The organism is Oryzobacter telluris (assembly GCF_043099285.1).
Lineage (GTDB): Bacteria > Actinomycetota > Actinomycetes > Actinomycetales > Dermatophilaceae > Oryzobacter > Oryzobacter telluris.
The window spans coordinates 118,121-136,986 of the sequence record NZ_CP170723.1; the positions used below are offsets into that span (position 1 = coordinate 118,121).

The 18,866-nt window shown below is 65.1% G+C and carries 15 protein-coding genes and 1 tRNA gene; 4 read left to right on the plus strand and 12 right to left on the minus strand.

Features of this window, described 5'->3' with window-relative positions:
• The first annotated feature begins 12 nt into the window (after positions 1–12).
• Both ACFLFB_RS00540 and ACFLFB_RS00545 read left to right on the plus strand, forming a co-directional pair.
• Positions 13–85, plus strand: a tRNA-Ala gene (locus ACFLFB_RS00540).
• A 180-nt stretch (positions 86–265) separates the two neighbouring features.
• Positions 266–718 carry a DUF488 family protein gene (locus ACFLFB_RS00545; RefSeq protein WP_392543756.1) on the plus strand — a complete coding sequence of 151 codons (453 nt, stop codon included), beginning with the start codon at positions 266–268 and terminating at the stop codon, positions 716–718.
• A 2-nt stretch (positions 719–720) separates the two neighbouring features.
• Here ACFLFB_RS00545 and ACFLFB_RS00550 read toward each other — a convergent pair whose 3' ends face one another.
• Positions 721–1,524, minus strand: a complete 804-nt coding sequence (locus ACFLFB_RS00550; RefSeq protein ID WP_392543757.1) for a hypothetical protein — start codon at positions 1,522–1,524, stop codon at positions 721–723.
• A 787-nt stretch (positions 1,525–2,311) separates the two neighbouring features.
• Here ACFLFB_RS00550 and ACFLFB_RS00555 point away from each other — a divergent pair.
• The gene (locus ACFLFB_RS00555) at positions 2,312–2,560 is read left to right on the plus strand and encodes a C-terminal helicase domain-containing protein (protein ID WP_392545451.1); all 249 of its coding nucleotides are present in this window, start codon (positions 2,312–2,314) and stop codon (positions 2,558–2,560) included.
• 614 nt (positions 2,561–3,174) lie between these two features.
• Here ACFLFB_RS00555 and ACFLFB_RS00560 read toward each other — a convergent pair.
• The 7 genes from ACFLFB_RS00560 to ACFLFB_RS00590 all read right to left on the minus strand — a co-directional run bounded on the left by ACFLFB_RS00560 (position 3,175) and on the right by ACFLFB_RS00590 (position 13,024).
• Entirely contained in the window at positions 3,175–4,038 is an 864-nt protein-coding gene (locus tag ACFLFB_RS00560) for a hypothetical protein (RefSeq protein ID WP_392543758.1), read from the minus strand.
• Between the two features lie 85 nt (positions 4,039–4,123).
• Entirely contained in the window at positions 4,124–5,554 is a 1,431-nt protein-coding gene (gene dcm / locus ACFLFB_RS00565) for a DNA (cytosine-5-)-methyltransferase (protein WP_392543759.1), read from the minus strand.
• Positions 5,555–6,048: 494 nt separating this feature from the next.
• The gene (locus ACFLFB_RS00570) at positions 6,049–6,561 is read right to left on the minus strand and encodes a very short patch repair endonuclease (protein WP_392543760.1); all 513 of its coding nucleotides are present in this window, start codon (positions 6,559–6,561) and stop codon (positions 6,049–6,051) included.
• Between the two features lie 1,565 nt (positions 6,562–8,126).
• Positions 8,127–9,023, minus strand: a complete 897-nt coding sequence (locus ACFLFB_RS00575) for a BREX system ATP-binding domain-containing protein (protein ID WP_392545452.1) — start codon at positions 9,021–9,023, stop codon at positions 8,127–8,129.
• Positions 9,024–9,196: 173 nt separating this feature from the next.
• Positions 9,197–10,285: a hypothetical protein gene (locus ACFLFB_RS00580; protein WP_392543761.1), complete on the minus strand. Its 1,089-nt coding sequence runs from the start codon at positions 10,283–10,285 to the stop codon at positions 9,197–9,199.
• Positions 10,286–10,430: 145 nt separating this feature from the next.
• Entirely contained in the window at positions 10,431–11,756 is a 1,326-nt protein-coding gene (locus ACFLFB_RS00585; protein ID WP_392543762.1) for an ATP-binding protein, read from the minus strand.
• A 59-nt stretch (positions 11,757–11,815) separates the two neighbouring features.
• Positions 11,816–13,024, minus strand: a complete 1,209-nt coding sequence (locus tag ACFLFB_RS00590) for a hypothetical protein (RefSeq protein ID WP_392543763.1) — start codon at positions 13,022–13,024, stop codon at positions 11,816–11,818.
• A 663-nt stretch (positions 13,025–13,687) separates the two neighbouring features.
• Between ACFLFB_RS00590 and ACFLFB_RS00595 the strand changes: the two genes are divergently transcribed.
• Positions 13,688–14,170 (plus strand): helix-turn-helix domain-containing protein, encoded by a 483-nt coding sequence (locus tag ACFLFB_RS00595; protein ID WP_392545453.1) that lies wholly within the window; start codon positions 13,688–13,690, stop codon positions 14,168–14,170.
• A 179-nt stretch (positions 14,171–14,349) separates the two neighbouring features.
• Here ACFLFB_RS00595 and ACFLFB_RS00600 read toward each other — a convergent pair whose 3' ends face one another.
• The 4 genes from ACFLFB_RS00600 to ACFLFB_RS00615 all read right to left on the minus strand — a co-directional run bounded on the left by ACFLFB_RS00600 (position 14,350) and on the right by ACFLFB_RS00615 (position 18,796).
• Positions 14,350–15,360, minus strand: a complete 1,011-nt coding sequence (locus ACFLFB_RS00600) for a hypothetical protein (protein ID WP_392543764.1) — start codon at positions 15,358–15,360, stop codon at positions 14,350–14,352.
• 299 nt (positions 15,361–15,659) lie between these two features.
• Positions 15,660–16,178: an OsmC family protein gene (locus ACFLFB_RS00605; protein WP_392543765.1), complete on the minus strand. Its 519-nt coding sequence runs from the start codon at positions 16,176–16,178 to the stop codon at positions 15,660–15,662.
• An 80-nt stretch (positions 16,179–16,258) separates the two neighbouring features.
• Positions 16,259–17,464: an FAD-dependent monooxygenase gene (locus tag ACFLFB_RS00610; RefSeq protein ID WP_392543766.1), complete on the minus strand. Its 1,206-nt coding sequence runs from the start codon at positions 17,462–17,464 to the stop codon at positions 16,259–16,261.
• 42 nt (positions 17,465–17,506) lie between these two features.
• Positions 17,507–18,796 carry an alpha/beta fold hydrolase gene (locus tag ACFLFB_RS00615; protein WP_392543767.1) on the minus strand — a complete coding sequence of 430 codons (1,290 nt, stop codon included), beginning with the start codon at positions 18,794–18,796 and terminating at the stop codon, positions 17,507–17,509.
• Between the last annotated feature and the right edge of the window lie 70 nt (positions 18,797–18,866).

Here is an 18,866-nt window from a genome sequence, read left to right on the forward strand (position 1 = left end):
CATCGTCGTCAAGGGGCCATGGCGCAATTGGTAGCGCACCTGCTTTGCAAGCAGGGGGTTAGGGGTTCGAGTCCCCTTGGCTCCACCGCAGGTCAGAGGCCGTTTCCGCTCGTCGGAAGGGGCCTCTGACGCGTTCATACCCCAGCAAAGTACTGCAGTGGTCGCTTGGGCTGCGCCACCAATGTCAGTGGCGCTGACGCATCGCAGGCGCCCCTGACATGTGGATGATGAAGGCCTGCGGGCCGGGCGGATGAGACACTGCAGCATGCCCAGCACGCCTCAGACTCCAGCCCTTGTCAGCATCGGGTATGAGGGCAAGGACTTGAACGAACTCCTTGAGCAGTTGCTGGCGAACCACGTTGGCGTTCTTGTTGACGTGCGCCTTAACCCTATTTCCAGGAAACCAGGGCTCTCAAAACGACGCCTTTCTGAAGCACTGCGCGCCGTCGGCATCTCGTATTGCCACTATCGCGAGCTCGGGAACCCCAAGGAGAACCGGGAGGCGTTCAGAGCTGGATCACAAGATGCAAGAGATCGATTCTCGGCAATCCTTCGGGCGCAGGCCGGCACCGAGGCGCTATCTCACGTCGCTGAATCGCTCGATGGAGAGGTCGTTGCGCTGCTCTGCTTCGAGCGTGAGCACTCCGAGTGTCACCGTGGATTGGTGGCCGAGGCCATCCAGCGTGAGCTACCGGAGGTTCAACTCTTGCAGGTCTGACATCAAGCCTTTGGGTACCAGGCACCCAGCACCGAGAAGCTGTGTCGGTATTGATGCTGGTTGCCGATGTACAAGTGCGTGTCCTTTGAAGGATCCATAAGCATGGACTCCCAGTGCGTCAGGATCGTCTCCGCGGTCCGCTCCCTGTACCGCCGCTGCCACATCATCCCTGCGACTCCCAGTTCCCAATCCAAGATTTCCTGCTTGTGGCCCGTGCATCCTTCTTCCATGCAGCGGTAGTGCACGCGGAGTCGGTAGGGCACGGGTTGCAGCTCTTGGAGCGGGGCGTTGAAGAGGTCCGGCTCGGCGGCGCGCTTCACCTTCTGTAGTTGCTTCGTGTTCCAGGGCCTAAAGTCCAGCGGCTCGATGCGGCTAACACGAGGCTTAATGAGGCCCAGGGACGGGGCAGGTCGGTCGTATGAGGTTGCTCGATTGATCTCCACAAGTTCGCAAGTCGTCGTCGCGCCTATCAGCGGCTCAATAAGCTCTCGACGGGCCCCCCAATTTCTCTTGGTGTCAATCGTCTCCAATAGTTCCAAGTGCTGCAGGTCAGGTCGGAAGGACTCGGGCCGCACATCGGAACCTCCGCGCGGCGTGATCCTAGCCCTGACCAGCTGATACTTCTTGAACTGTTCGTTCTCCCCAAGTGCTCGAAAAGGGATTGGATAGAGACGAACCCACTCGGGTTCGTCCCTATCGAGGCGAACCCCAGCCACGCAGACCGTCTCGACATGGTGCTGTGAAGGCGTTGGGTACGTCTTTACTGTGATCAAGATCGTCGCGTCTTCACTGTTCGCCCAGCTCATGCCCACCCCGTTATTCGATCTTCGCTCGGTACGGGGACCCTACGCAGTCAGTCGCAGGTCCGCTATTCCGACACGGGGTGTTCATTGGGACAACGTCGGCGTACGCAAGGCTCTATAGCTCTTCACGAACACAACGGGCAAGCCGCGCACGCCGAAGGGGGTTGAGGCTCGCACGATTGGAATCCCACGGTGCTCGGGGTGCGGGCAACCGATGACATCAGCAGTTGCTGCTACCGGAACACACCCCAGCCCACTGGTGGAGGACGGGTCACTGCTTGGCTTCTGCGGGACTTCTAAACGTCGGCTAGGACCCGGAGAGCTCGCCACCGAGCCGCCTGAGGGCATCACGCGTTGCTGTCGAGGAGACCTGCGAGTAGATCTCCATGGTGAGTGCGATCCGGCTGTGCCGGAGGACGGCCATCGCCACGCGAGGGTGAACGTCGAGAGCCACGAGCAGGCTGGCGCAAGTCCGCCGCGTTGAGTGAATCGGGACGACAGGCACGCCGGCTTTCGCCGCTCTCACCTTGAAGTCGCGGTGGAAGTTGCGCGGGTCGACCGGATCGCCAAGCCGGGTCGTGAAGACCAAGCCGCAATCGCCCCACACGTCATCTCGCGGCACAATGACCGCTCCATTCGCGGCCGCGACGTGTCGCGGGTGAAGAACGGGGATCGCTGGGTTGTTCGAAGCGTCGACCGCAACGGCGACCTCCACGTTGCACGGGCGGGTCATCAAGCTCGCCGGCTCGGCGAGGTGCTCAGGCTGTCGGCCGAATATGTCGGGCACCACGTGCAGCTCGGGTACGCCAGCACCATCCACGGCGCCCAGGGCGCCACCGTCGACACGACACACACCGTGGTCACGGGTGCCGAGAGTCGACAAGGGCTCTATGTTGCGCTCTCCAGGGGACGGCATGAAAACCACATCTACCTGTCGGACGACGAGCCAGCCCCCGATGGGTTCGCCCTCGAGCTGCCGGCCGACCACGGCCCCCCGCGAGGTGCTCACCCGGATACTCGAACGAGACGACCGCGCTGAATCCGCCAAACGTGCGATGGCAGCTGACCTGCCCGCGAGCTGGGGCGGGCCATCCAGCAGTACGAGGATGCACTGCCCTGCTCGCCGAGCACCTTCTCGGTGACTTGAAGATCCGCGCTTTCGACTCGGCGCTCGAGCGTTGGATGCCCGGTCTGACCAACCAGCCGGGCTACGCAGGGCTCCGCGGCCAGATCGCGCTCCACTAGGTCGACGGCGAATCACCCGGCGAGATCCTCAATCAGGCGACCTGGTGGCAGGACAAAGCGATTCTTTCGGTGTTGGAGGACCCCGCCGGCTCTCTTGCCAAGAACGTGGCCCGCGCCGGCTCGATGTCGGTTGGCGGCGGCCCGCTGAGTTGGTTGCCGAGAGCCCCAGACAGAATGTCTAGAGAACTCGAAGTGGGCAACTACATCGAGCGCCTGAGCACCCGCATCCAAGAGTTGGCGCCGGCCATCATGGAGAGTGCCGCAACCGAACTCGCGCACAACGCTCGGCGATCGCAGCAGGAGTGGCGCCTGGGCAGGGACAGCACCTTCTCAGCACAACACTCGCCAGCGGCCAGGGGGAGATGAGTGCGTGTGTGGCCCCACCTGACCACCCAGCATCCGGCAAGGTTACTTGGCCAACCCCAAGAGTTGATTGATGGCAGCCTCAGACTGCTGCGGCGTCAGCTGACCCTCGGCAGCCATCCTGCGAAGGTCTTGCAGTTGCTCAACAACACCCGAAGTCGACCGAGCCGCCTGAAGGCGGAACGCTGCTCCAAGCCTGTGGAAGTGGGGCTGCATAACAAAGGCCCGCACGATGTCGAGTGCTGGGTCTACCTGTCGAGCCTGCGGGTTCGGCGGGACCACGAGGGGAACGACCTGCTCGGGATTGGCCTCAGCATGCGCGACCAGAACGTTGAGGGGCAGCACCCATGCGTCGCCTTCGAAACGGAGGGCATGGAAGACATCCAGGTGTTTCGAAGGGTCCACATGAACGATGCCGGGCAACAGCGGATGCAAGAAGAGGGTGCCCTCCATCTTCGGGTCAGCGGGCTGTTCTTCCTTCCTGCCGCGAACGTTCTGAACGATGAACTGGTAGCTCCGCTGAGTTGAGAAGGAAGACTTGACGGACCATCGGTACTTTGCAGCATCTCGCAGTCCCGCGACGTCGTCGCCATCGGCATCGTGCCCCTGAGGCAGTGTCAGGATTCCCGCTGAGAAGGCGGCGAGTGCAATCCCCCACTCCACAAGGGCACCAATGATGAAACGGTTCGCACGGGCGGACGGGTTGAAGTTCTCGACGGCCACATGCAGGTACCACTGGAGCTCTTGGGCGAGCTGGGGGTCGCTTGTGAACGCACGACGCAGTTGCTGAAAGTCAGAGGAGGAGTCACTGCTGTCCACTGGCTGAGCAACCTTCACGTGCGACGGTTCGAGTTCAAGGTGCTCGGAGGGCAAGTTGATGTCGATTGGCAGCAGGGGGTCGTTGGGCACGCCCGCACCCTAGTCATTGACTAGTGGCAAGTCTCCTCGACAACGCCGGCCGCCATGTGTGCGGTGATGGCGACGTACGAAGTACTCAGCCAGCCGCGGAGCGCCGCAGACTGTGTCGCTGGGCCTCGAACTCAAAGGCAGCAAGCGACATGGCGTCACGAGTGGGGTTCGCCGTTGCCCCGAGGACTGACTGAACGAGACGCTTGGGAAGATAACTGGCGTCGCGCTCAACATGTGTCCGGAAGACATGCCACGCAGCGCCAATTGCGACACCGTTCCCAACCTGCTTGTACGAAGCCGGGTCGCGCTGGTCTCCGAACGAGAAGTCCCGTCCGAACCCCTGCAACCGGGCTGCCTCGTGCGGCGTCAAGCGTCTGCGACGGCTCCCCACAATGGAGGTCTGCGTGATGGCAACCAGTGCAGGCAGGTAAGTGGGCGCCTTGGCTCGGATACCTGACGGGCGGAAGTGCATGACGGTCTCCCACAACGATGACGTGTCCTGGGCTTGCCACTCGAACTTGCGCCTCGAGTCCGGGAATCGGGCGATCGACGGGTTGGCCTTCCTCCATGCCTTGATGATGTCTCGGTGGTCGTCGTAGAAGCGGGCGTTCTTGATCATGAAGTCGGCTTTCCAACGAGGGAGGAGCTCGAGTTCGAGTGGCTCGAGGGCCCGCTCGGGGATCCATGCGTCGGCCCACAGCGGGAATCCGGGCAAGCGCACTCCGCGGTCAGACCACACGCGCTGCACGAGGTCTTCCCAAACGTGGATCCACTCCATCTCGTCGCGGCTAAGCCGGTACCTGTCTAGGTCCTCGATTGAGGAGTCGTCGTCGAGGATCCAGTCGACGTCCCAATCGTGAACGTTCCATCCGTCGACAGGGCCACGTGCGACAGTCGGGGGCACATTGACCTCTTCGAGTGCCCGCTTGGGTCCAACGTAGGTACCAAGGATGAACACCCGGTCGCGGACCTGGGGAGTCCCGCCCATCGTCGGTGGCAGGAAGTGAGGCGAGAACACGGAAGGGGTCGAGGAGACGCGGTACCCAATCTCGCGCAGGGTCTGGATGATCACCTCCCATTCATGGCGGTGCCGGGGGCCGGTGAGGTTGCGAACGTTCTCGAGCAGCACCACGGAAGGCGTGCGCTCCTCGAGAATTCGGGCAATGTTCCAGAAGAGCGTGCCTCGCGCTTCGTCCATGCCGCGCTGAAGGCCGGACTTGGAGAACGGCTGGCAGGGGAATCCGGCCGCAAGCACGTCGTGCGATGGGACGTCGACAGGCGCGTCAGCTGGGGTGGCGGTCGTGATGTCGGTGTTGACCTGGGGTCGTTGACGGGGGTTCAGAGGGTCAACCCAGTTGCGCTCGTAGGTCCGCCGGGCCGCAGCGTCGATCTCCGACACGTACACGCACCGGCCGCCGGCGTGATCGAGCATCGCGTGGAACCCACCGATGCCCGCGAACAGGTCGGCGTAGCGGAAGGCGGGCCTCCCGCTGGTGCTGTACGAGCTCGAACTCACGTCCGAAAGCTTAGCAGCTCGTGGGTCGGATAGCTAGACCCGGTCCTCGACTGTGGACGGCGTGTCTGGCGGAAACCCAGATGTGTCGGACGGATCCAATCGCCTTGTCAAAGGTCGGGTACCTTTCGAAAGTGAGCGAAGAGTGTCGACATGGCATGAACCCAGACTGGTGCGCGGCCTGTCGAGGTGAAGACGATGGCGCTACTTCCCGCCCGGGCAGCAGCGGTCTGCATGGCGGCGACGGCAAGCAGGACCAGTTGAACCAACTCTGTCGGCAGCTGGGCATCCCCGCCCGCCCGGTCGGGGTAGGAAGCAGTCTTCCTTCTGAGGTATTTGACGCGGCCGCCAGGGCTTGCGGTGTGCGATTAGGTTCCATGCCCGAGATCGGTCAGGCCATTGTCGAGAAGGCCGGTCTGAGTTGGACGTCCGCCTGCGATAGCCGTGGGACGGTGAGTGGCGGGGGTTCCACGGTGACGCGAGAGGGCCTCGAGGTCCTAAACAGGGCCGTGTCCCGTCTGCTTGCGGGCCGGTAGTTCGCCAGTCGACTTGAACTCCGCCGATAGCAGGCCGCGAGCCACCCCTTCCGGGTTGCGGCGTACCTGGCACTCCCAGACCCTCACCACGAACCATCCGTGTTCGCGGGCGAGCCGCGTGGAGCGCTCGTCTCGTTCAGAGTTGCGCTGCATCTTCTCCGCCCAGAGAGCGGCGTTTGGTCCGGTCCACGGCGTCTTGCGTCCGTGCTCTGGGCATCCGTGCCAGAAGCAGCCGTCGACAAACACGGCGACGTGGCGCCCGGGGAGAACGAAGTCGGGAGTACAGCCCTTCGCGATCTGTCGCTGGAGCCGAAACCTCCCGCCGGCAGCATGAACTGCTTTCCGGAGCAGTACCTCGGGCGCGGTGTCAACCTTTCGGCGCCCGGCGAGGTGAGCTCCGAGCTGGGTACTGACCCACTTCTGCGACACCCCAAGGAGCCTATTGGCACGTCGCCTCGTCGCTCCGTTCATCATCGTGGCGACCTGAGCGCGGGAGCAAGGGTCGGCCGCACTGTCCGCGGCTACGCCTCCTGTCTCACATCCTCGCTGAGCGAACGCGCGCGCTCGGAGTCGGAGCCAAGTGGAAGCTAGGCGAGTCTCCCCAAGGCAAGGCCACCCGCGATGACAGCTCCCGGCAGCATGAGCGTCACTTGCATGCACTCCTGATGTGCTGGGAGGAGTCCGGCAACCCGCACAAAGGGTCCAGGGGCGGCGGTGGCGAAGCGTGCTTCAACTGGGTGATAGCCGGGAACCCATGCCATCTTCACCGGGGAACCATGCCATGCGTGAGCCAAGACGATGGCCGATCGTAGGGAGGCTTCAGAGAGTTGGGTGCGTGCCTCCGCTGCCGGCTCCCATGAGGCGAGCGCGAGTAGATCCTGCGGGTGAGGAACGCACCTTGGCCCCGGGGGTAACAACGAAGAATGGTCAAACGTCCAAGACAGCCAACGCTCATCCTCCCGCACTTCATGGGCTACGCCCGCTGCCTTGAAAATGGCCGCTATTCGCTCCACAACGGCGTTCGAGGAACCCGACGGAATGGCGACGTGGTCACGCCCGAGCCAATAGAGGGCGCCGCGAGCCCGATCGGCGAGCTTCACACGTCCGCGGCCCAGTGTGCGAAGTTCGGCACGGACCTCTTGGGCCCGCAGGGATTCAACGCGGATTGACCGACCGAGGCCCCAAGCCTGTCGCAGTTCCGGTGCCATAACCGGCCCATTCGTCGTCACGAGTGGCTCGCACTCAGGTAGGAACGCGCTGCCCACCTCAGTCAAGACCTGGAGGCACCGCCTCCTGCCTGACGACTTCGCAGCCGATACTTCGGTCATTCGCATTCGGCCGTCGCCCCGTAACGTCAACAGCGCATCGCCCGGGACCACTTCCGCGGCACGCTGCAGACCATTTCTGGTCACGACCAAGTCGGAAGCCGCAACGAAGCGGGCGGCTAGATTCGATCCCACCTGAGGAGGCCTCCTTCCGTCCGACTTCCCACCAAGCGCCATTCGAGATGCGCTAGGAGGTTGCTGCGCCATGCCAGAGCCGTGGTTGACCGCGGCGGTGCTCCGATGTCGTGTGCGGACAACTCTCCATTCTCCTCAAGCAGGGCTAGCGCCGCAGCGACAAGCGCCGCCATGTGGTCCGCGTCGGATGGGTCGTGCACCAACAAGTACGGCTCATGTTCCGCCGTGAGGGCGGGCATCGCCGCAAGTTCTCCCCGACGAATAGACAGACGTAACAGCGGTCGGATCGCGTTCATCGTCGCAGAGTGGCTGCCATCAAGCTCTTTTGCTGCCTTGCCTGCGAGTGGAGGCATCGGAGCGAGTACCCAGGCCCGACAGAGGGCCAAGCATTCGTCTCGTACCCGGTCTTGGACATCCTCGAACACCACGCCTAATGGTGTGTAGAGCCAGATTCCTTCGACCTTCACTCTGCAAACCAAACCTGCCAGCGCCGCCTCTTCGGCGGTGTACCGGGAACGCGGCCCAAGGAGGCGCTCGATCTCCCGTCCAACGACCAAGGAGGCGGTTGGACGGAACCCGCTATTCCGGCGCGCCACCCAGGACCTCTCGAACGAAGGCTGCGTCGATCACCGCGATGAGTCCATCCTCGAGGTCCGTCAGTGCCTCCCTCAGTACTTGGTCAGCTGCTCGGATGAGGGACCGGGGGGTCAAGGTCCCATCGGACGCCATTCGACTATCGACGATTTCCTGCATGGCCTGTCTGCTGAAGATCCGCAGCGCAGTCTCCGCATCCGAGGCGTTGGCGGTGATGAGGCCAGTTAGGAAGTCGGCACCCTCTTCGCGAGTGAAGGCAGGCAGCTCGATCGTCTGGCCGACGCGGTCCCAGAGCGTTTCGCCAAGTATGGAGCGAACAGTGCCCTGGGTGGCCGTTGTGAAGGAGAGCACCAGCGTGAGCCCAGTCGGTGACTTGTCGAACAACTTATGCAAGCCGCCAATGCACTCGTCCAGCTTCTTTCCAAGTTCAGCCAATTCCTGAACTTCATCGACCAGGAGGAGCACCTGCCTATCGTCCTGCTGAATCGCGTGAATGAGGTGTTGCAGTGACTCGATCGCAGCGTTTGTCGAGTCGATATTTCCGCTCAGACCCAGCGATTGCCGCTCTCGCGCGCTCAACCTTTCCGCGCGAAGCCAGGAAGTGGCCGCCTGGGCCTGTTCGTTATCGCCGCTCGCAAGGACGCGTAGCGCACGCTCTACGTCGCCGGCGGGCGCCCCCTCTTGCAGAAGGATCTTGCGTCCCGTGGAGGCGGCGACCCCTGACTCAAGCGCGGCCTGGCTGACCGCGCGATACAGGTCGACAAAAGTCTTGATCCCGCGAGGTGTTACGACATATAGCGGCACCAGACTGCTGGTCTCTTGCGCTAACCGACGCAGATTCATGAGCGCGTGTGTCTTGCCAGCTCCAAAGCTCGCCCACATAACGACGATGCTGCTGTTGGGGATCCGCGCGAGGCTGCGGTTGAGTCGCCCGATCCGCCTCTTAAGTTCAGGCCTCCCCACCCAAGTGTGGGCAGTGGCGGTGCTTGCCACGACGTGAAATGGCCAGGTGTTGAGTCCAAGATCCGCGTACTCGGGGGCGGTGGTTGGCTGACTCACTTGGGTCCTCCGGCGTCGTTGAATCGGACGTAGCTGATCTTGCCGCCCCGTGCCATCGTGAATCGAAGAGATCTGGGATGCGCCCGATCGAGCTCGCGCAGCGCGGTCATCCCCGCGGATAACTCAAAGTACCCAATCCCCTGATCGAGCAAGTTTGCGTTTGCCAACAGCAGCATCTCGGTGATCGAGGCGTATCCCATTGTTGACCGTAGGGCAGCCCAGGAGTCGCGGATCACGTCCCACACCTGTTCGGGCTCAACTTCCGCAAGAGGAAGACCTCTGCCCCTAACGTAACTACCGACGACCATCTCGCCGAGCCAGTGTTGACCGTCTGGTTGTTCGACAATCGACGACCAGAACTTGAACTGGGAGGGACTCAGCAAATACCGGTACTCATATCGCGACTGTCTTCCGATCAAGCCAAGGTCAACGTACGGCTCGAGCCGAACGGTAGACGTCTGGTCTGGCGGCCTAGCCCCTCCCCGCGTGGGAGCATCGCCAGCCGATTCGATGCTCTCTGCCAGCTCCTTCAGGCGCGTCAGGCGCTGACGGTCTTCTCCCGTTCGCACTCGACGGAGGTTCTCCTCGCGCAGCAGCCGGCACGCGGCCCCCATGGATGCCGACGCCGTGGCACGAGAAAAGACTTCACCGGACTTGGGCGTCGTGACTCGGTGCACACAGCGTACGAAGTCATAGTCGGCCTCAAGCAATGCGTAAAGAACGATCAGTGCAGCGCCTTGGGACAGAAGCATGGGATTGGGCGCGCCACGCGTTTGTTGAAGTGACTGTTGCTGGGGTGCAGCGGCTGCCAGCAGGGCGTGCCCCCTGTCGGTGAGCGTGTGATTTGCTGCGCGGACGAGTCGGAGGGCAATGGCCCACTGGATTGGTTCTTCTTCGACCCTGTCGGTGATGGCACCGGAGGAACTCGGTAGGGCGGGGTCAGACAACCAGAAGTCCTGCGCCTGAACTTTGGAACCGACGAGTTGCTCGACCGATAGCCCCCGCTCCTGGCCGTACCGGTGCCACAAGTGCATTCGCTGCAGGTAGTCCGTTACTCGTGCGGAGGTGTCCTCAGTGACGTGCATATCCGCGGTGAGTGTGGCTGCGAAATTGCGACGCAGAGCCTCCAGAGTCGTTCTGCGGGTTGGGCTAGCGGCCGCAGTGACCGCAAGGAGGACACCCGTGCGTTGAAGGCTAACTCTGGCACCCTGTATCCACCGTATGGCCATGTCAGCTCTCGTAACCGCCATGCACGGACACCCGGGGACGGATGTCCAGGAACATGCTCCGCGTCGCGTCAGTGCTGCTCAGCATCGCCTGACCGATTGCGAGATCACGGACGCCCTCACTGAGAGTGATAGGTCGGCCACTCAATGCGAGTCGGTTGGGCTCGCGTGACTTGAGGTTCTGGGTGACCGACTTGATGTCACGGTCGACTGTGAGGGTATGGACGATGAAGGTGTCGACCTGTGCCATGACGCGTGCGTCGAGAGCCGTTGGTTGCTGAGTAGTGAACGCGAGGCTGAGCCCAAAGTTGCGCCCCTCCCGCACGAACTTCAACAACGTCTCAGATGCCGCTGTCGCGCGCTCGGCAGGGAACACGTTCTGTGCCTCGTCGATGACAACCCATGTCTTGGGCGGTGCCTCGGCGAGGATCGTCTCGCATCTGATGCGCTCGTCCCGGTCGGTTGCGAAACCAAGTTCGAGCGACTTGGACGCCTCGCTGGCACGCGCGCGTGCCTGCATGAGCTTCCTCAGCGTCAGGTACACGACGACAGCCCTTACGTCGTCCGGGACGCCGGAGAGCAGCAGAACGGACAGGCGGCCAGGTCGAAGCAACTCGGCCAGACTGGTCCCATCGGATCCAAATAGGGGGCTGGCGTCGTAGGCCGATAGCCGCTGGCGCACGGCCCGGATCGTGGATGGCGCGAAGTCGGTGCTGATCATCGAGTCTTCCGACAGGCAGTCCAGGAGTGCTCCAATCGTGTACTCCGCCTGAGGAGCGACGGCTGATCCATCAGCGCGCGTCCAACCTTTGGAGCGGACACGCTCAACGGTGGCCGTAATGAGCTGCCCCATTACGTCCTGGGTAGCGTCGACCTTGAGGAGTGCTGCCCAGTCGCTCGCCTGCATTTCCCACGTGCGGATGCGAAACGGCAACGCACGGCCGGTTACTTGGTCCTCGAACCCAGCCGGCACCCAGAGGTCGACGTCGAGCTCTTCAGCCTCGAGGTTCCAGCGGCTCAAGTCGACTCGCTGTTGAGCCACGTGGGCGCTCGGACTATCCGCTGTAACGGGTGCTGTCATCCACTGAAAGATGTTCAGTGTGTCGAACAGGAGGGTCGCGCGCTCTTTTGTCGAGGCACTGATGGACGACTCCCGCCGGCTGGCGCACAGGCCCTCCAGTAGGACACCCAGGGTGAAGCTCTTGCCGGAACCACGCTTACCGACGATCGCGAGCACATGCTCTCGATCGAGACCGAGGTGGACGTTCCGCATCGGGCCGGACTCCGCGAGACGACCGATCAGGGCCCACTCCGACTCGCCCTCTCCCACGGTGACGTTCCGCTTGCGCGGACTGAGGGGTGGTTCCGCGCGATACTTTTGCGCCACAGTCAGCTCTCCTGGTCCGGGTAGAGAACCTGGTTCACGATGCCCTCGTCTACGAGCCGACAGGCGTGTCCTGTGCGCATGCCGTCGCGGTATGCCGTCGCGACGCAGGTGCTCATCTTGCTGATGATCTGGCTGGGCACCTGGCGGCCGGGTTCTTCCATGACGTACTCCGCGAGCGCCTCAATGGCGTCGACAGTGAAGGGGAACATGCCCGGGTCGACGTCGCTGCCTTCCTTTTCGAGGACTGCCTTGGCGGCCTCCTGATCGACGAGGTAGCAGAGAACCTCGGTGATGAAGTCCTTCACATCGCTTCCCTCGCTCACCAAAGGAGTCAGATCGATATAGCCGGAGTCATGACCGACGCGGCGACGGACCGCTTCGTCTGTGAGCATTTCGGGCGCGTCTTCCATTCCACCCTCGGACTGGAACGCCAGCACCATTCCCAGGACGTTGTTGTCGTTGTCCATGAGCTTGCGGAACATGGACGTGAACTCGTCGACACTGTTCGAGTCACTCACGCTGCGAAGAGACTCGGCTTCATCTACGAGGAGGACGACCTTCCTGCCAAGTCCGCGATGCACCAGCGAAGCAAGATTAAGCAGCGCGTTGAGGTAGCTCATCGGGCCCGACAAGTCAGTCTCGACTCCTAGGGTTGCTTTCTCGTCCGCAGACAGAGATCGACCCTTGAGCCACTCCCAGGCGACCGTTTCCTGTCGGCCGGTGAACAACAGTGCCTGGTAGATCTTGGCTTGGCTACTGCGTAGTGCGGTGTCACCGAAGGGCACGGCATTCTCGAAGAAGTGCTGCTCTGGGTCAACGGACTCGGGGGCCTGGCGAGCAAGCGACTTCGCGGCCGAACGGATCAGGTCCCGACCCAATTCGTCGACCAGGAGACCATGGATCTTGGCCCACGTATCCCTCGACCGGAGCGGCGGAAGTTCCGTAAGACGCACTTCGGTCGGATAGCCGACGCTGAAGTAGGGGTCCGCCCCGAGGACGTACCGGATGTGGCCGAGCGTGTGGGTCTTTCCGGCGCCGTATTGGCCGAAGATCATGAACTTCGGCACCGACCGCTCCTCTAAGAAATCTGTCTCAAGACGGTCCTTGATACGGCCGTTGATGTTTGCGCCACCGAAGTAGACGCTTGCATCCTGCTTCGGATTAAGGGAAAAGTTCTCTCGCGTTAGTTTGTAGTAGTCACGAATTGACATCATCAGGTACCCCTCGGTGATCGGACGGACTGTGGACTAGCTGGCTCCCCGTTTCCTTCCCTGAGTATGGCCGGAGCTCAGGACGGGCGAGCATGGTTCGGATCGGACCAGAGACCAGGTCATTGATCACACCTGGCCCCGAACCTCCGCGAGGAGACCGGAACTCGACCGCTACCTCTAGCAGGCCGGCTGACCCAGTCGTGAAGTTTGCTGATCCCACGCAGGCGACCTTGGACCCGTTCCTGAACTCGGCGATGAAGACCTTCGCGTGGAGGTCGTCCAGCAGGGAGACGCGCCCACCGGCATCAACCACCGCATCGAGTGCGCGACCGTGTGGCGGAGTCATCGGTCGCCTCGTGATCACTCTTATGCGTGCACCGCTGGCGGTCGACCATCGCATCAACCGGCCGAAGGCGGCGCACCCCCCGAGCTCGTCCGAGATCCAAGGACTGACGAGTAGCACGGAGGCAAGTCTCTGTTCGAGAGCGGAGTCAACGAAGGCGCCAAGGACATCCCTATGGAGTACGCGTGCCTTTGCTGCACGAAGTGGTGACCGGGGCACGCGGCGGTGCGGACGGCGTGTTACGGTGTGGCCGGAACTCATAATCGCAAGTAAGCCATGGACGAAGTCCGTTGTCAACTGATTCCGAGAGGAGGATTCCGTTGCCACCGAAATCACGTCCAACCGCGACCCATCAACCTCCTGGCGTCCCAACCTTCGGCGCGCGGCTCCGGGCGGCCCGCCTAGCCGCAGGTCGGACGCTCAGGGAGGTGGCTGAACCGAGTGGCCTTAGCCTCAACTACCTGTCGGACCTGGAGCGAGATGTCCTGAGCAACCCAGCGCTGGACAAGTTGCGGTCCCTCGCGGCGACGTTGAACGTCTCCATCGACTCGTTGCTTGGTTTGGAGCCGGCTGGGCACGAGGTGGCTGAGCTTCCGCTTCCGCTCGCAGAGTTCGCCGCTAGTCCCGAGTTTCACCAAGCAATCAGGGCCGAAGCGGATCGACTCAAAGTCGACCCTGCTGTGATGGCTGAGGCTTGGCTGGACGCTCTTGGCTCGCTCCAAGTCCTTGGACGCCGACCGCATCGAGCCTTGGACTACATGTTCATCTTCGAGGCGGCGCGACGCGCGATCGATGGCCGGTAGGACTCAGGTGGAAGGCCCTCTGGTCCTTCTTGGGCGACTCGCCGAAAGCACCGCCGCCGTACCCCAGAGAAGTACTGCAGTTGCTCGCGAAACCGGCGTGATCCGGTACCCCACAACGCCCCAGCTCGTGCTCAATCACATTCTCGCGGAGCCACTTCGGGGATTTTGCAAGCAGGGGGTCAGTACCAGTGGGGAGATCTCGACAGGAACTTCTCGTACGCGTTGCAGGGTGAGCCGTAGACGTCGTCGATGTAGCCCAGTCCCCAGGTGATCTGGGTGGCGGGGTTGGTGAGCCAGTCGTTGCCGGCGCTCGCCATCTTCCAGCCGGGCAGGGCCTGGGGGATGCCGTAGGCGCCAGACGAGGAGTTGGTCGCGCTCCAGCTCCAACCGGACTCGGCGTTCCAGAGTGCGACGAGGCAGGTGAACTCGGCTGCGTCCCAGCCACGTTCAGGCATCATCGAGCGCGCGATCTCCTGGGCCTTCCTCGGTTCCGGCCCGGACGCCTGCAACCCGATCATCGACGTGAGACCGAAGCGGGCCGCGGCCTCTCGAGTGCCGGCGAGGATGGCTGCGGTCGCGTCGAGCCCGGCCAGGCGGGCGGTCAGCTCCTCCTGCTGCTTGCCGAGCTTCGCCGCCTCCGCTCCGGCCTGCGCGGCCGCCTTCTCGGTGGCGGCGCGCTTGCGGCCGAGGTCCTCGAGGGCGCTCGCCTGGGTGTCGCGGGTGAAGAGGAGGAAGCGCTCCTGGTTGGCGGCGTCTGCTGCCGCGGCTTTGGCCACGTCGAGGTCCTGGCTGGCGTCGTACGCGTTCTGGTCGAGCACGACCACGAGGTCGGACATGACGTTCGGCGGCGACAGCACGAGCGTGCCCATGTTCTGCAGCTCCCCGCCCGACATGTACATCAGGGCAGCGGTGCCGGAGAGGTCGCGGTCGGCGTCCTCGCGGGCCGCCCGGGCGGCGGCGAGGTCGACGGTCGCCTGCTGCACCGCGGTCCTGGCGTCGGCCAGGCGCTGCTCGGCCACCTGCTGTGCCGACACCGCCTCGGCGATCCCGCGCTGCAGCGCCTCGAGTCGGGCCTTGGCGCGCTCGACCTTCGCCGTGATGGCGGCGACCTCCTTGGCGGCGGCGGCCGCGGCATCCTTCGCGTCGGCGACGTCGGAGGCGCTCGGCAGCCTCCAACCCGGGTCGTTCACCGGCACGCTCGACGACGCCGGAGTCACTGCGGATGCTGTGCCCACCACCCCGGGCAGGGCTCCCGAGAAGCCCAGTGCCACCAGCGCGACCATCGCCGCGGTGGCACCTCTACGTCGTGGACCCCTGCCGCCCATCCGGGCATCATCCCCCGCGGATCGGCGCGTGTCACCCCCCGCACCTGCGCAAACACCGACGGCGCGTGCCCAGGCGGTCGCCGGAGCAGCCACCTGAGCACACGCCGCGGGTGGTGGAGGGGGTCAGGCGACCTCCACCTCGATGTCGACCGGGACGCCGTTGGTCATGACGTCGAAGACCGCCGAGCGCGCCCGGGACTGCTCGACGATCGCCCGCAGGACCTCCTCCGGGGCGTCCCCCTTGACGACGAACCGCACGCTCCCTGCTGGTAGCCGTTGCGGACCGGCTGCAGGCCGAGGATCCCGTTGAGGTCGATGTCGCCGGTCACCGTGGAGCGCACCTCCGTGAGCGTCACGCCCCGCGCGGCGGCGATGTTGGCGAGCCCGGCCGTGAGGCAGGCGGCCAGGGAGTGCAGCATCACCTCGACCGGGGTCGGGCCGTTGTCCCTGCCGACGAGGACCGCGGGGTGGTCGCCGTCGAAGACGAACTCCCGCTCGTGGGCGCGCTCCTCGCCGACCCCGAAGAAGTCGGAGATCGTCGAGCGGCTGTGCGTCCCCGACTGCCACTCGTTGTGGGCGCGGAACTGGAACTGGGCGGCGGCCGGCATCTGCTTGACGGCGTCGAGGGTGGCGAAGAGCGTCGCGGTGTCGACGCCGTTCCGGTGGGCGGTGTCCGTGGACATGGTGGTTCCTCTCGGTGGGTGCTGCGGTGGTGGTGATGGGTGGTGGTGCGTCGCCGGCGTCTCGCCGGCGAGGTCGGTGGTCACGCGACGGCGGCGCCGACGGGTGAGGGCCGGGCGGCGAGCTCGCCGGCCTGGTCGTCGATGGCGACCGCCAGCTCGCGCTGCAGCTCGACGAACCGCGCCGGCTCGGGGAACGTCGCGAGCTCGCAGGTGAGGTCGAGGACGGGCCGCGCCATGCGGTCGCGGGTCGCCCCGTACGCCGCGAGCGCCGCGCCCTCCGACCCCGGCCGGCACAGCGCCTCGTCCAGCGCGGTGGCGAGCAGCTCGGCATCGCGGAAGGCGTCGCTGATCCCGAACCCGGTGATCGCGTCGCGGTGGTAGCCGGCGTCGCCGACGAGCGCCCACCCCGGGCCGGACGCCTGGCGCACGTGGTTCGGCATCCGGAGCATCCCGCGCACGGGCGTCGTCTGCTCTCCGGCGCGCACCCGCTCCCCGAGGCGCGGCGCCAGCTCGGCGAGGAGCCGCCCGAGCAGGCCGTCCCGGGAGCCACGCCGCTGGTGCCGTCGCGCGACCTCCTCCGACGTGCAGACCCAGACACAGGCCTGGCCGCCGTGCGTGGGGAAGACCCCGGCCAGCGAGCCGTCCCCGACCACGTACTCGATCGCCGACCACTCCCCGGTGACGTACGCGTAGAGCGACGCCCCCGACGTCGGCCGCACGTCGGTGAACGGCGCTCCCACCGAACGGGCCACGCGCGACCCCAGCCCGTCGGCGCCGATGACGTGCCGCGCCATCACCCGGACCGGCCCCTCCGCGTCCTGCCCGTGCACCCCCACGACGCGGCCGCCGTCATCCCGGACGACGCCCTCGACCGATGCGCCGGTGAAGAGGCGCGCCCCGGCGTCGAGGGCCGCCTCCTGCAGCACCGCGTCGAGGACGATCCGACGGGGCGCGAGCAGGTGGTCGACGCCGTGGCGGTCCTTGATGCCGCGCACGATGACCTCGGCGCCGGTATCGATCTCGACCGTGCGCACCGGTGGGGCCCCTGTCGCGTGCAGCGCGTCGAGCAGTCCCCACCGGTGCAGCTGGACCATCCCCGTCCGGGCGATGACGTGCGTCGAGACCGTGTCGCTGGGGAACTGCGCCCGGTCGAGGACGAGCACGTCGTGGCCCAGTCGCGCCAGTAGCAGTGCGGTGGTGGCGCCCGCGCAGCGCGCCCCCACGACGACGACGTCGGCGTGCCGGGTGCGGGCGGGTCTGGACGGTGCCGGGGTGGTGTGGTCCACGGTGCTCTCCTCGTCGATGGCGATGAGGAGAACGGTCGTCCGCTACGGGCCGGAGTCCTTGGAGACGGGGTGCACCGCACGTGGACTGACCATGGACTCTTCGGCGTCCGCGCCCCCGTCCTCGGCGAGGAACGCGTCGACCTCGGCGAGCAGGTGGGTCCACGCCGGCTCGTCGGGGCGCAGCAGGTGGTTGCGCGAGTCCAGCGGAACGAGCCGGCTCCCGGTGATGAGCGAGGCGAGCGCGACCCCCTGCTCGAACGGGATCCGCATGTCGTCGCGCGCGTGGAGGATCAGCGTGGGGACGTCGAGGGCCCGGGCGGCCTCCGTGACGTCCATGTCGAGGCACGCGTCGAACAGGCGCAACGCGTTCTCGGCCGACGCGGTGCGGCGCATCAGCTGCGCGAAGTCGGTCCACAGCGCGGGGTCGGCGTCGGGCATGAACACCGACGAGAAGTACAGCCGGAACGAGTGCTCGTCACGCCCCCACCCGAGCCGGATCAGCTCGCGCTGCATCTCGAACTCCCGCGCATGCTCCGCGGTGTACGACCGCGCCCGCCTCCCCTTGACGAATGCGCCCACCAGCACGAGCCGGCTGACCCGCTCGGGGTGCCGGTGCGCGTACTCGATGGCGACCGGCCCGCCCTGGGAGAGCCCCATGAGAGGGAAGCGCTCGAGCCCGAGGTCGTCGACCACCGCCTCGAGGTCGCGGACGAAGGACTCCAGCGACACGTCGTACGGGTCGTGGTCCGACAGGCCGCAGCCCCGCTCGTCGTACCGCACCAGGGTTCGCCCGCGCGACAGGCCCTCCATCCAGTGCTGCCAGACCGGGCTCGTCCACTCGTAGTCGAGGTGGGTGATCCAGTGGGCGGCGCGGACCAGGGGCGGTCCGTCGCCGACCGTCGCGTAGGCGAGGCGCTCGCCGTCCGCGGTGCGGCAGAACCTGATCCGCTGCTGCAGCTTCCCCGATGCCGCAGCCGGCCCCCCGACCGACGCGACCCCGTCCCCGGATGGCGCGGGCGGCGCGTCCTCGTCGACCTCCGCCACCCAGCGGTACCCGCGGCCGTGCACGGTCTTGATGACGTGCTGCCCGATCCCGTCGTCGCCTACCACCCGGCGGGCGGCCTTGATCCGGCTGGTCAGCGTCGACTCGCTGACGAAGCGGTCGCCCCACACGGTGTCGAGCAGCTCGGTCTTCGGCACGACGCGCGCCCGGTGGGCCAGCAGGTGGCTGAGCACGTCGAAGACCTGGGGCTGCACGTGCTGGGGCTCCCCGCCGCGCTCCAGGAGGTACCGGTCGGTGTCGAGGACGAGGTCCCCGAACGTGTACCGCATGGGGCGATTGTGACAGGGATGGGCGTCGCGGGGCAGGGTCGAGCGCCGCGGCCGGCGCGCGGCTGCACCG

What these genes read in the sequence shown, in the direction of transcription:
- ACFLFB_RS00545 (WP_392543756.1), top strand. Translation starts at nt 266, where the DNA reads ATGCCCAGCACGCCTCAGACTCCAGCCCTTGTCAGCATCGGGTATGAG.
- ACFLFB_RS00550 (WP_392543757.1), bottom strand. Translation starts at nt 1,524, where the DNA reads ATGAGCTGGGCGAACAGTGAAGACGCGACGATCTTGATCACAGTAAAG.
- ACFLFB_RS00570 (WP_392543760.1), bottom strand. Translation starts at nt 6,561, where the DNA reads ATGATGAACGGAGCGACGAGGCGACGTGCCAATAGGCTCCTTGGGGTG.
- ACFLFB_RS00575 (WP_392545452.1), bottom strand. Translation starts at nt 9,023, where the DNA reads ATGTGGGCGAGCTTTGGAGCTGGCAAGACACACGCGCTCATGAATCTG.
- ACFLFB_RS00580 (WP_392543761.1), bottom strand. Translation starts at nt 10,285, where the DNA reads ATGCACGTCACTGAGGACACCTCCGCACGAGTAACGGACTACCTGCAG.
- ACFLFB_RS00590 (WP_392543763.1), bottom strand. Translation starts at nt 13,024, where the DNA reads ATGTCAATTCGTGACTACTACAAACTAACGCGAGAGAACTTTTCCCTT.
- ACFLFB_RS00605 (WP_392543765.1), bottom strand. Translation starts at nt 16,178, where the DNA reads ATGTCCACGGACACCGCCCACCGGAACGGCGTCGACACCGCGACGCTC.
- ACFLFB_RS00615 (WP_392543767.1), bottom strand. Translation starts at nt 18,796, where the DNA reads ATGCGGTACACGTTCGGGGACCTCGTCCTCGACACCGACCGGTACCTC.